The 12,020-nt window shown below is 46.3% G+C and carries 13 protein-coding genes; 5 read left to right on the plus strand and 8 right to left on the minus strand.

Going from position 1 to position 12,020, the window contains the following annotated elements; genetic code table 11:
• Positions 1-166: 166 nt before the first annotated feature.
• Entirely contained in the window at positions 167-1,882 is a 1,716-nt protein-coding gene (locus MHB63_07775; GenBank protein ID MEK3806462.1) for an ABC transporter ATP-binding protein, read from the plus strand.
• 70 nt (positions 1,883-1,952) lie between these two features.
• Here MHB63_07775 and MHB63_07780 read toward each other — a convergent pair whose 3' ends face one another.
• Positions 1,953-2,927, minus strand: a complete 975-nt coding sequence (locus MHB63_07780) for a ring-cleaving dioxygenase (GenBank protein ID MEK3806463.1) — start codon at positions 2,925-2,927, stop codon at positions 1,953-1,955.
• Between the two features lie 415 nt (positions 2,928-3,342).
• Here MHB63_07780 and MHB63_07785 point away from each other — a divergent pair, with 415 nt between their 5' ends.
• From MHB63_07785 to MHB63_07800, 4 genes are read left to right on the plus strand one after another with little or no spacing between them, the layout of a single operon-like run.
• Positions 3,343-4,290, plus strand: a complete 948-nt coding sequence (locus MHB63_07785) for an ATP-binding protein (GenBank protein MEK3806464.1) — start codon at positions 3,343-3,345, stop codon at positions 4,288-4,290.
• The gene (locus MHB63_07790; GenBank protein MEK3806465.1) at positions 4,290-5,249 is read left to right on the plus strand and encodes a tetratricopeptide repeat protein; all 960 of its coding nucleotides are present in this window, start codon (positions 4,290-4,292) and stop codon (positions 5,247-5,249) included. Before MHB63_07785 ends, MHB63_07790 begins: the two co-directional genes overlap by 1 nt.
• Before the next feature lie 40 nt (positions 5,250-5,289).
• Positions 5,290-5,736, plus strand: a complete 447-nt coding sequence (locus MHB63_07795; GenBank protein ID MEK3806466.1) for a DUF4385 domain-containing protein — start codon at positions 5,290-5,292, stop codon at positions 5,734-5,736.
• A 53-nt stretch (positions 5,737-5,789) separates the two neighbouring features.
• Entirely contained in the window at positions 5,790-6,287 is a 498-nt protein-coding gene (locus tag MHB63_07800) for a GNAT family N-acetyltransferase (GenBank protein ID MEK3806467.1), read from the plus strand.
• Between the two features lie 49 nt (positions 6,288-6,336).
• Here the strand turns inward: MHB63_07800 and MHB63_07805 are convergent, their stop codons facing one another.
• From MHB63_07805 to MHB63_07835, 7 genes are all read right to left on the minus strand, one after another.
• Entirely contained in the window at positions 6,337-7,260 is a 924-nt protein-coding gene (locus MHB63_07805; protein MEK3806468.1) for a ring-cleaving dioxygenase, read from the minus strand.
• Positions 7,261-7,465: 205 nt separating this feature from the next.
• Positions 7,466-8,215, minus strand: a complete 750-nt coding sequence (locus MHB63_07810) for an ABC transporter permease (GenBank protein ID MEK3806469.1) — start codon at positions 8,213-8,215, stop codon at positions 7,466-7,468.
• Positions 8,216-8,227: 12 nt separating this feature from the next.
• Complete coding sequence (locus MHB63_07815; protein ID MEK3806470.1) at positions 8,228-8,977, minus strand: ABC transporter permease; 750 nt, start codon at positions 8,975-8,977, stop codon at positions 8,228-8,230.
• Positions 8,974-9,882, minus strand: coding sequence for an ABC transporter ATP-binding protein (locus MHB63_07820; protein ID MEK3806471.1), 909 nt, complete (start codon positions 9,880-9,882; stop codon positions 8,974-8,976). Before MHB63_07820 ends, MHB63_07815 begins: the two co-directional genes overlap by 4 nt.
• 72 nt (positions 9,883-9,954) lie before the next feature.
• Positions 9,955-10,257, minus strand: a complete 303-nt coding sequence (locus tag MHB63_07825; GenBank protein MEK3806472.1) for a hypothetical protein — start codon at positions 10,255-10,257, stop codon at positions 9,955-9,957.
• A complete protein-coding gene (locus MHB63_07830; GenBank protein MEK3806473.1) occupies positions 10,257-10,493 on the minus strand; it encodes a helix-turn-helix transcriptional regulator in 237 nt (78 codons plus the stop codon). Before MHB63_07830 ends, MHB63_07825 begins: the two co-directional genes overlap by 1 nt.
• A gap of 162 nt (positions 10,494-10,655) precedes the next feature.
• The gene (locus MHB63_07835; GenBank protein ID MEK3806474.1) at positions 10,656-12,014 is read right to left on the minus strand and encodes a S8 family serine peptidase; all 1,359 of its coding nucleotides are present in this window, start codon (positions 12,012-12,014) and stop codon (positions 10,656-10,658) included.
• Positions 12,015-12,020 lie beyond the last annotated feature (6 nt).

Consider the following 12,020-nt stretch of genomic DNA (forward strand, 5'->3'; position numbering starts at 1 on the left):
CATCTTCTCCCTCTCTTTCCATACCCTGCAATCAACTGCTTTAATCCATTAAATAAATATTAAACAAACGTTTAATTAAGACCTTGTCTTTCAAGTTTTTATTGTTCAGAGCGCGAATCTGCCCTTATACTTGTTGTAGAAAATGGAAAAAAGAGAGGTCCCCCTTATGCTTAAGCGTTTTTTCACTTATTACCGCCCATATAAAGGACTGTTTATCATTGATTTTACCTGTGCCGTCATTGCAGGACTGCTTGAACTCGGATTTCCGCTTGTCGTAAATGCTTTTATCGACCGTCTGCTTCCGGGCGGAGACTGGAATCTGATTATCTGGGCCTGCGCAGGACTGCTATTCCTTTACTTGCTGAACACTGTTCTTCAGTATGTTGTGACCTACTGGGGACATATGCTTGGCATTAACATTGAGACTGATATGCGGAAAAAACTGTTTGAACACATTCAAAAGCTTTCCTTCCGCTTTTTTGACAATACGAAAACCGGGCATTTAATATCCCGGCTGACAAATGATTTGATGGAAATCGGCGAGCTTGCCCATCACGGACCTGAGGATTTGTTTATCGCGGTGATGACGTTAATCGGCGCATTCTCCGTCATGCTTGCCATCAATGTAAAACTTGCTCTGCTGACGTTCCTTGTTATTCCGTTCCTGCTTTTCCTCGCCATTTATTTCAACAACAAAATGACGGCAGCCATTCATCAGCTGTACACAGATGTGGCGGATTTCAGCGCAAGAGTTGAAAACAACGTAAGCGGCATTCGCGTTGTTCAGGCTTTCGGAAATGAAAGGTTTGAAAAAAAGCAGTTTCAGAAAAACAACCTGCGCTTCAGGCTGTCAAAGCTTACGGCATATAAGATTATGGCGATGAATCTTTCCATCAGCTACCTTTTGATGCGCCTCGTCACTCTGTTCGTCCTTGTATGCGGCACGTGGTTTGTTATTCAAAAGGAACTGACATACGGAGAATTTATTGGTTTTGTCCTGCTTACAAATGTGCTGTTCCGTCCGATTGAAAAAATCAATGCGATTATTGAGAGCTATCCGAAAGGAATTGCAGGCTTTAAACGCTATATTGAATTAATAGACACAGAACCTGATATAGAAGACCGTCCCGGAGCTGTGACGGCTGGTCCACTTAAAGGAAACATACGGTATGATAAGGTCTCATTCGGTTATGGAAATCATGACAAAGTATTAGACGGCATCGATTTATCCATCAATGCAGGCGAAACTGTTGCATTCGTCGGTCCTTCCGGTGCGGGAAAAACGACACTCTGCAGTCTTCTTCCGCGCTTTTACGAAGTGACCGGCGGGAGCATCACAATCGACGGAACAGACATCCGCGACCTCACGCTTCAGTCGCTCCGGACACAAATTGGCATTGTTCAGCAGGATGTTTTTCTTTTTTCAGGAACGATGAGAGAAAACATCGCATACGGCAAGCTGGGTGCGTCAGACCTTGAAATATGGGAAGCTGCCCGGCATGCCCAGCTAGAAGAACTGATTTACTCCCTGCCGGACGGACTTGACACGGTCATCGGCGAACGCGGTGTAAAGCTTTCAGGCGGCCAAAAACAGCGCTTATCCATTGCAAGGATGTTTCTTAAAAATCCGCCGATTCTTATTCTGGATGAAGCGACATCCGCTCTCGATACTGAAACAGAAAAAGCCATCCAGGAATCCCTGGCCAAGCTGTCAGAAGGCAGAACGACTCTCGTCATTGCCCACAGGCTGGCCACGATTAAAAACGCAGACAGGATCATCGTCGTCAACAAAGACGGAATTGCGGAACAGGGGTCCCATGATGAACTAATGGCGGAAGGCAAAGGATATAAGCGTCTTTATGAAGCTCAGTTTCAAGTGTAGAACCTGCAGCAGATTCTTTTAATCAAGCAGAAAACCCCGGTCCTTAAAATCAGGCCGGGGTTTTACTATGTCAGCTGAGTGATGTATCCAGGGGCTTCAGCTTTGCTTCAATTTCAGCACGGCGCGGCTCAAGGAACGGAGGAAGAGCAAGTGCTTCGCCGAGATGCTCAAGCTCCTCATCAGTATCAAATCCCGGACCGTCTGTTGCAAGTTCGAAAAGGATGCCGTTAGGCTCCCGGAAGTAAAGGGAACGGAAGTAAAAACGGTCGACAAATCCTGAACTCGGGATGCGCTCAGCTTTCAGCTTCTCAATCCACTTGTGCATCTCTTCTTCATTTTCAACACGGAATGCCACGTGGTGAACTCCTCCGCGTCCAAGACGCTCCTGCGGCAGATCGAGGCGCTCTTCGATATGCACCTCTGCTCCTGTGCCGCCTTCTCCCGTTTCAAACACCTGAATATCCGGCTGGCCGGGTACATCAGACGGATAGCTGCCTTTCGCCCGGAAACCGAGAATATCTGTCAGAATTTCAATCGTCCGTTCAGGAACAGCCACTGTCAGCTTGACTGGACCAAGTCCGGTAATCGCATATTCAGCCGGAACCGGGCTCTTCTCCCAAGGTGTTCCTGCGGCAACTCCCGAATTGTTCTCATCAGATACCAGAATCAGCCGCTGCCCTTCAAAATCTCTGAAAGAAAGAGTCAGGCGGCCAAATGCCTCAGTAATCTCCCCGTGCTCCACATTGTGCTTCTCAAAGCGCTCTTTCCAGTAGGAGAGTGCCGCATCGCTTTTCACGCGGAGCGATGTAGCGGAAATGCTGTTGACTCCTTCGTGGACCCTGCCTGCATTGGCAATTTCAAAAAACGTCAGCTCTGTGCCCGGATTTCCTTTTTCATCCCCGTAAAACAGATGATACACAGACACATCGTCCTGATTGACTGTTTTCTTAATTAGCCGAAGACCAAGTGTTTTCGTATAAAACTCATAGTTTTGAGGTGCTTTTGCTGTAATGGCTGATACATGGTGAATCCCTTTTAACGGCAGCATGTAAATCCCTCCATAAAATTATCTTGAATTCGAGATATTATAGATATACTATACACCCGCTGAAAGCAGATGTCAATGATTTGGGATTTGATAGGAAGCTGGCTGTAAATCCTCGATCGTTGGTAGTAAATCATGTATTCCCGGTTGTATTTTCTTACAAGTTGGCAGTAAATGAAACATTCTCGGTTGTATTGGCTCCGCCGCTGTCAACACCATGCATTCTCAGTTTTTGTGATTTGCCAGAAGGCAGTCAAACTTGCATGATTGGTCATTATAACTTATTAGCCGGAAGCAAATCTGCATTCTCGGTCGTTTTAACTCCCTCCTGAACCAGGTATTCTTCATCTTGGAAATACTTTCATATTTTGCTAGTATCAAAGAAGAATGATTGTTCAGTACAGGAGGTATGGTTGTGAGCTCAGGCGATGATAAGAAGCGCAGGAATTTGAAAGTGATTCAATTTGATAAGGATAAAAACAGCCTGGTCGAGACGGTCCAGCCGCAGGAGACATTTGATGATGTGGGCGGACTTGAGGATGTGAAAAAACGGATCCGAATGGATTTTATTATGCCCATCCAGTCGCCTGAGTTTTTTCAGGCCTTTGGTAAAAAGAGCGGCGGCAGCCTTTTGCTGTACGGGCCTCCGGGATGCGGGAAAACATTTTTAGCAAAAGCGATTGCAGGTGAGATCAATGCAAGCTTTATCCACCTTGAGCTCCAAGCGATTCTTTCCATGTATGTCGGCCAGAGCGAGCACAATCTGCACGATGTTTTTGAGAAAGCACGGGAGCAGAAGCCGTGTGTGCTGTTTATTGATGAGCTTGACGCCCTTGGGGGAAACCGGCACCGCATGAGCCAGCACCACGACCGGATGATCGTCAATCAGCTACTTTTGGAGCTTGACGGACTGCAGTCGTTCAACGATCAGGTGTACATCATCGGGGCGACGAATACACCCTGGTATCTTGATCCGGCGCTGCGAAGGCCGGGAAGGTTTAACTCTCTCATTTTCATCCCGCCTCCCTCACAGGAGGAGCGCGAGCTGATTTTGACGCTCAAAACAAAAGATAAGCCTCAGGAGAAACTTGATTTATCGAAAGTGGCTAAGGCAACCTCGCACTTTTCAGGAGCTGATCTGACTCAGGTTGTGGATGATGCCGTATCAAAAGCCATTGAACGCTCACTCGAACATGGTTCCCTGCAGCCAATGTCACATGCAGATGTCCTAAAAGCTGCAAAGAACCGGAATCCTACAACGCTTGAATGGTTTTCAACAGCTAAGAACTATGCGACGTTCAGCGATACGAATAAGGATTATCAGCACGTTCTGGACTATATGAAAGTGCATGGCATCCGGTGATGTTCAGCTTCTATGAGGAGAGGATCCGCAAACTGACAGACTGGAAAAATTACAGCCAGGCTATTGAAGAAGCACATGCACTGATTGCGTCTGATCCTGAGGAGGCCCGTTCGTATTCGCTTCTTGCCAGGATCTATGCAGATAAGGAGGATTTTCCTGCAGCTGTCCATTTTTCAAAAGAAGCCCTCCGTAAAGATCCGGAAGACTTCACCGGTCACCTCATACTTGTCATGGCCCTCTTCAATATTGGTGAATGGAAAGCATTTGATGCGGCTGCAGAAAGTGCTCTCCATCTCTATCCGGACACAGCGCACCTCTATTATCTTAAAGCCCTTAGAGCCCTGCAGAAGAATAAATGGAAGAATGCTTTGGGACTCATGGAGATTGCGCTTGTTCATGAAACCGAAGATGCCACATACCTTGCAGCCTACAGCAATCTCCTCCTGCTTGCAGGGAAAAAGAAAAAATCGAAAGAATACGAGCAAATGGCTTTGAAAAGCAATGAGGATAATCCCTATGTGTATTATACTCTGGCCAATACCGCCTTCAACCGCGGCGATTTCAAACAGGCAAGAGAACTCAGCCGCAGCGCTGCGGAAATTGACCCTGAAGATCAGGATTACAGGGAACAATACCTCGATATGCTGAAAACGGAATATGCTGTTCACAGATATTTGCTTCGTATCCTGCAGACTCATTCCTTCATCAGAAGAAAAGCCGGAATTCTTTTCTGGCCGGCGTTCCTTTTTTTCTTCATTGTGTTCAATCCGCTTTTCTGGCTGTATTTGATCGTGATTCTTGTTCCCTATTACATCAGCCATTTCACAGCTGGAAAGCTTGTCAGCCGGAAGCTTGGCTATAGGAAATCAAAACCTGAAATCAGCAGAGGGAAGGCTGTCGCGGCTGCCATGTTTGCCGCACTTGTTTTGACCGGTTTGTTTGCTGCCATTTTCAGATAACATTCTTTGTTTTGGGGTAAAGAGTACAGAGGTGATGGACATGGCATTCAATTATGACGAGGACTTCGAACATACGGATTTCCGAAAGAATCCCGAAAAGTACCGGGTCGGCAGAGGCGAGCAGGGCGTTTTGCTTGTTGAGCCATATAAAGGTGAAATCCTTCCCCACTGGCGGTTTAAAACACCTGAGATTGCGAAGAAATCTTCAGAAACGATTTACGCGATGTATGAAGAATACAAAGAAAATGGCGATTTTGTCGGAATGGACATGGCGCGGAAGTTCATCCAGATGGGCTACACCCGCGCCAGACGCTACGCCAATTATAAGGGCGGGCAAAAGTATAAGGAGGACGGCGACCTTCACGAGCGTGACATTGACGAAGAAAAAGCTGAATCTGCTTCTATCTTCAAGGAGAAATGGATCAAAATCAGGGAAGATGAAGACTATTTGATATTGAAAAAAGAGCATCAGAAAAAGTATGGCTGAATGAAATCGTTCAGGCACTGCAATCTTACTTAAAACCATTTTTGGAGGCGCCTATGAAGATCCGGATTCTAAACGGACACGATGCCGCCGCATACCGCGGCATCCGCCTTGAAGGCCTGAAAACCAGCCCTGAAGCGTTTGGCTCAAGCTACGAAGAAGAGCTGCTTTATACAATAGACTTCTTCAAAGCAAGGCTCGACGCCGAGCACACGTATACGTTTGGCGCTTTTGACGGGGATGCACTTGCAGGGGTTGTTACGCTTGTACCTGAAACGAAAGCGAAACTCAAACATAAAGCCTCCATCTTCGCGATGTATGTCTCTCCAACTTACCGGGGAAAGGGCATTGGCAGAAAGCTTATGACAGCGGCTATTGATCATGCCGGGCAGCTGGAAGACACAGAACAGCTGCAGCTTTCTGTTGTCAGCAGCAATCAGTCTGCTTGGCACCTTTACGCCTCGTTAGGCTTTTCAGTATATGGCTGTGAAAAAAGAGCCCTGAAAGCGAACGGCACCTATTTTGATGAAGAGCATATGGTGCTGTTCCTTTAAAAATATGTAAAACCCGGATACATGCGGAGTCCGGGTTTTTTCTGGGTTCTTACACTTCCCTTATTTCAAACGGTGCAAGCACCTTCTCAATCTTATCCCTCTGCGTCTCATACCGCTCCGGCAGCATAAGTCTTTCGCCGAGCACCTCTTCATCATGCGCAAATCCAGGAGGATCTGTTGCGATTTCAAACAGGATCTCACCGTGCTCCCTGAAGTAGATCGCATTAAAATACTGGCGGTCCTGCACAGGCGTCACCTGGTAGCCGCTTCTTGCGACATGCTGCTGCCATTGAAGCTGATTGCTGTCGTCTTCTGCCCGGAAAGCAATGTGATGAACGGTGCCTACCCCCATTCTTCCCCGGCCAATCGGAGTCATCTTCAAATCAATGATGTTTCCGATATCAGCCGTTGAACGAAAACGGATAAAGTCCCGCTCTTCGGCGATCTTTTCATATCCCATCACCCTTTCAAGGAGTTCTGCCGTTTTTTCAGGACGTGCGGACAGGAGAGTTGCACCTGCGAAACCTTTTATCGCAACATTGGTCGTAACACCGCCAAACTCCCATGAGTTCAGTTTTCCTTCTTCCCTCTCAACAAGCTCAAGATGCAGTCCGTGAGGGTCGTCAAATACAAGGAATGACTCGCCAAACCGTTCCATCTTTTCAAACGGCACGCCTAGTCTCCCAAGTCTTTCTTCCCAAAACGTCAGAGCTCCTTTTGGAACAGCATACGACGTTACACCGACCTGGCCGTCGCCAATCGTTCCCTGGTAAGCATCCGGCCAGGGGAAAAAGGTAATAATGGTTCCCGGATGGCCCCCTTCATCTCCGAAGTAAAGATGGTATGTCCCCGGATCATCAAAGTTAACCGTTTGTTTCACTAATCTAAGCCCGAGAATTCCTGCATAAAAATCAGCGTTTTCCTGCGGATGGCCGACAATTGCCGTAATATGGTGAATACCGGCTGTTTTCATTGATACATCTCTCCTTTAAAAGTAGTTTCTCTTTCTTCAATCTATATAAACATGAGTTAATATCTCGAATTCAAGATAATTTTAAGGTATTCTCTGCTGAATGTCAACATTGACCTAAATAGGTTGACCAGCCGAGAATATGCGAAGCTCTTTATAAGGAGAGATGAACACTTCAGCACGCCAGAAAGATAACGTTCTAATTCATTCAATGAGTTCTGTTAACAAAAATCTTCTGCCCTGCAGCCAAAACGACCAGCAAAAAACAGGATGTGTAAAGGAAGAACAGCTTTGTAAATGAAATGAGAATGCCGGAGCTGTTTTCGACAGTACCCGCATATGGCATCGTCCAGGGATAAAACATGCCGAACGTCTGACCGGCAGCTGAAGTTGCGGTTAAAAATGCGATGCAGCATAGGAATACGTTCAGGATCATGCTTTTTATATAGCTTTTGAGATAATAGGCGATCAAAAACTGGATGACTGAAAGTCCGCAGACACCCATCCATCCAAGCAGGCTGCTTTTGAATAAGGTGCCCCATGGAACAGCACCCTTAATTCCAAGAAAAGAGCCAAGCAGGATAAACAGAGCCAGCGCAATTACCTGCGCCAGCGCAAGCAGCATGAACAGCCATAACGTTTTCGAAAAGAAATGAGCCTCATGCTTCACCGGATAAGTGAACAGCTTGAGCCAGTTGTTTCCCCTCTCTTCATATCTGCACAAAGAAGAAGCAATCATTCCAGAAAGCATCGGCAAAAACACGCTTGCGTAAAACAGACTTGTAATCATCCAGGCCATCAGCCACTGATTTTCAAACGGTGAATTGTATTCGCCAACCATCACCTTAGTGTAGATGACAACACCATAGACGACGGGGATTCCCGTCATAAGCAGGATGATCAGCCAAATATTTGTCTTCCTGGATTTTTCCCATTCCATTTGTAAAAGAGTTCGCATTCAAAGTCACTCCTAGTGAAATTCTTTTTGATGAAAATGAATAGTGCCAATCAGCAGAAGCATACAGGTCAATGGGATCATGATAACCAGGAAGCTCCAGTCAATTGTATAATCGGCTGTTGCTCCGATAACGGCTCCCTCCGGAATGGAAACCGGAACCGAATAAGCTGAAAGGAAACCCCACGGAGTCCAGACGGCCCAATCTTTCATGAGCGGCCCGATAAAGACAGCCGCAATTCCCGCTGAAATCGGCAGCGCCTGATGCTGTACAGTCAATGACAGCCACGTTTGAAAACAAAGATAGGGAATGCTGATGAGAAAAGGAAAGAAAATATGGACAAAAAACTGGGTAAAGCGCATTCCGTCCGTGAGGCCGAATACACTCCCAAGGAAATAGGTTCCGGCTGTCATAATGGCTCCGACCCCGAGAGTTGCCGACAGCACCAACCCAATCCGGGTCATGTAAAAGGACGTTTTGGAGATCGGCATGCACAGAAGCTGCTTCCACATTGATGATTGATGTTCAACGGAACTCAGGATGGAGGCAATGACGGCAATCGTTACAAAAATCATTGGATTTAATATCAGGAAAAGAAACTCAAACACGACGCCCCAGATTTTAAAGGGCTCCATGCCGGTATTCCGGTAATACCAGAAAAAGACAGAAATGAGGAGACACATGAGAATCGGAACCGCCGCTGTAACTTCAAGGAACCAGCTTCGCCTCAGCTTAATCAAATCCGATGACAGAATCTGCCTCATGAAGCATTCTCTCTTTTCGTCATTTGCATAAACATTTTTTCCAGTGATGATTTTTCTTCTTCCATCCGAAGTATGGTCACATCATTGGAAATGAGCTGCTGCTGAATCTGCTGGATAATTTCGGGTCTTGCATCACTGATTTTAAGTTGGTCTCCCTGGAGCTTGGCGATAAATCCTTTTTCTTTGAGTATGGACCAGGCTCTCTCCGGATCATTCGTACGAATCAGGAGGTGTCCGCTGTTTTGCTTTTTTAATTCCTCCATGGTTCCCTGGAACTTCATTGATCCCTGATGGATGATTCCGACATGGGTAGCCATTTGTTCCACCTCACTGAGAAGATGACTTGAAACCAGCACAGTTGTATTCATAATAGAAGGCATGTTCTTGATCAGCTCGCGCATCTCCTGAATTCCTTCAGGGTCCAGACCATTTGTCGGCTCATCCAGAATCAGCAGCTCAGGTCTGTGAATCAGCGCCATAGCAAGACCGAGCCGCTGCTTCATCCCCAATGAATAGGTACCAGCTTTCCGGTGTATGGCATGCTCCAGCCGCACCAGCGAGAACACTTCATCCACTCTTTTTCTGTCATCCACACCATATAATTTCGCAGCAATCCTTACATTTTCCAAACCGGTAAGATGGCTGTAAAAGCTTGGGGTCTCAATTAAAGAGCCAATTCTTTTCAAGATTTGAATCCGGTCCGTTTTCAGGCTTTTGCCAAACAGCAGGATCTCCCCGCGAGCCTGCTTGGTCAATCCGAGGATCATCCTCATCGTCGTTGTTTTTCCTGCACCATTCGGACCTAAGAACCCGTAAATCTGACCCTTTTCAAGCTGCAGATTTACCCCGCTGACAATCTCCTGTTTCCCGTACACCTTTGTCAAACCTTTCGTTTCAAGTATCAATTTAAACGCTCCTTTATTTAGAATGGCTGCCGACTTTTTGGTTTGATCAACAGATAAAACAACAGCATTTGTTTAAAACTTAAAGCGCAAATACAAAAGGTAAATTCCTCCGAACGTATAGGTTGCGGATAATGCAAGATTAATCAGCAGCCGGAACCATTCATCCGAAACGCTGAACCAGAATTGCACGTTTGTAATTCCGATAATACTGACCGAAAGTACAATGAACATGCTCCGAAAAAACACATTAAAAATCATTCCGCCCCGCTCATCTTTTCCTTCTTTGATGTAGAAAAAGATAAATATGATCATGGAAATGAAAGCGGTTTGCGTCAAAATGTTATTTGCCAGTTCAATCATCTCTTGATTAAGCATCAGTCGTCCCTCTCTTTATTTGTGTCATATTGAAACACTTCGTTCACGTTCTTTTCGAAAAGCTCCGCTAGCTCAAACGCCAAGATCAGAGACGGCGTATATTTGTTCTTTTCCATACTGATGACCGTCTGTCTGCTGACCCCAAGCCGGTCGGCCACTTCCTTCTGGGTCCAGCCCTTTTCAGCCCTTAGAATAGCTATGCGGTTGTGGAGTACTCCGTTATATTTTTGAGACATCGATGTTCACCTCTACATTCAGAGTAAAAAACTTTTTACTTAATGTAAAGTATTTTTGACACCAAAGGAGAAATTTAGTATTTTTTTCCTAAAAAGATGCAAGCTCCAGGCAAGTGAATTCATAAAAAAGAGCCTGCTAATATTTTGTGCAGGCTTCCATCCTTATTTTTCTTCTGCTGCCAGTTTTAACGCTTGAAACGCATTAATCATGCCTGATCCGAATTGCGGATCAGAGCCCGGCATACCGAGATCATTTGCGGATCTCCGCATGATATCCAGAACTTTGTCAGCGCTTGGTTTTTTCCCGTGCTTCTCCAAATAAGCTGAAATAATAAGCCCTGCTGTAGCCGCGGTTTTCGGCGCAGCCAGGCTGGTGCCGGCAGAAAATTCGTATCCTTTAGGCATACCCAGGTAAAACGGAATAACAGGCTGGGGAAGGTCTATCGGATAGGTTGTCAAAATAAGGGGAGCAAGGGTTTGATCCGTATAGTCCAAAACGCCGCCCGGAGCGGTAAAATCAATTTCTTTTCCATAATTTGAGTAAGGAGCGAGCTGGTTCTGTCTCGTCGCAGCTGATACGGATACCGTGTTTTTGAGGCTTCCGCCAGGCAAATGCACCATTCGCTCACCAGGTCTGCCCAATTGTTCCCCTGCCCTGCCCGGATTCGATAGATCAATTCCCTCATTGCCCGCACTGGCTACTATGAGAATGCCATTTCTTCGGGCAAGTCCCGCTGCTTTTTCAAATGCTCTTACCGCAATTCTTTCGTCTTTATCAGAAAGTGATTTGTACGTGCCGAGACTGATTTGAATCACATCTGCACGGTCCCGGATGGCGGCCAGGACCCCCTCAATCATCCACGAGAATTGTCCCGCATCCTTGTCCATGACCTTATATGGGACAATGCCAAGACCCGGCCCTACTCCAAGCAGCTCTCCATTTGCCGATATCATCCCCGCAGTCATCGTCCCATGGCCATTGTTATCATCTGTCGAAGGAGAATTTGGTACGAAGGATTGACCTGGCCGGACGATGCTTTCTTTCAAATCAGGATGTTCAAGGTCAATTCCGGTATCAACGACCGCTATTTCAACGTTCCGGCTTCCTCTGTGCAGCTCATAGCTTTTTCCGCCTTCGGTGACAGCTTTGACATCCCAGCCCCAGTTTTTATAAAGGAGCGCAGAGGAAATCACTGGCCAGCTAATGAACGAATCTTTCGGTATATCAGGCAATTTCATTTCCGGGTCCGAACCGCTCTCCAGAATGTAAGGTTCCAGCTGCTGTTCAATTTTTTTTACAGTTTTCTCGAGGTTTCCTTTATCGGAAGAGGATACCCGGACCAGACCCGCACCCGGCAAAGGTTTCACATCTGTTCCAGGTGAAAGACCATCCGGTGTGCGAAAATTCTCCCATTTCATGTCATCGTTAACGGAGATTAGCACAGAACCGGCTTCTGCCTCTGCTGGATATGCACAGGCAGCTACTGCTGACAAAATGGCAAGTAGGAACCACTTTTTCATTTTCCT

The organism is Bacillus sp. FSL H8-0547, from assembly GCA_038002745.1.
Lineage (GTDB): Bacteria > Bacillota > Bacilli > Bacillales > Bacillaceae > Bacillus_P.

Bases quoted from the DNA above. Each gene is read 5' to 3' on its own strand.
- MHB63_07775 (MEK3806462.1), top strand. From the start codon at position 167: ATGCTTAAGCGTTTTTTCACTTATTACCGCCCATATAAAGGACTGTTT.
- MHB63_07790 (MEK3806465.1), top strand. From the start codon at position 4,290: ATGTTCAGCTTCTATGAGGAGAGGATCCGCAAACTGACAGACTGGAAA.
- MHB63_07795 (MEK3806466.1), top strand. From the start codon at position 5,290: ATGGCATTCAATTATGACGAGGACTTCGAACATACGGATTTCCGAAAG.
- MHB63_07800 (MEK3806467.1), top strand. From the start codon at position 5,790: ATGAAGATCCGGATTCTAAACGGACACGATGCCGCCGCATACCGCGGC.
- MHB63_07805 (MEK3806468.1), bottom strand. From the start codon at position 7,260: ATGAAAACAGCCGGTATTCACCATATTACGGCAATTGTCGGCCATCCG.
- MHB63_07810 (MEK3806469.1), bottom strand. From the start codon at position 8,215: ATGCGAACTCTTTTACAAATGGAATGGGAAAAATCCAGGAAGACAAAT.
- MHB63_07815 (MEK3806470.1), bottom strand. From the start codon at position 8,977: ATGAGGCAGATTCTGTCATCGGATTTGATTAAGCTGAGGCGAAGCTGG.
- MHB63_07825 (MEK3806472.1), bottom strand. From the start codon at position 10,257: ATGCTTAATCAAGAGATGATTGAACTGGCAAATAACATTTTGACGCAA.
- MHB63_07830 (MEK3806473.1), bottom strand. From the start codon at position 10,493: ATGTCTCAAAAATATAACGGAGTACTCCACAACCGCATAGCTATTCTA.
- MHB63_07835 (MEK3806474.1), bottom strand. From the start codon at position 12,014: ATGAAAAAGTGGTTCCTACTTGCCATTTTGTCAGCAGTAGCTGCCTGT.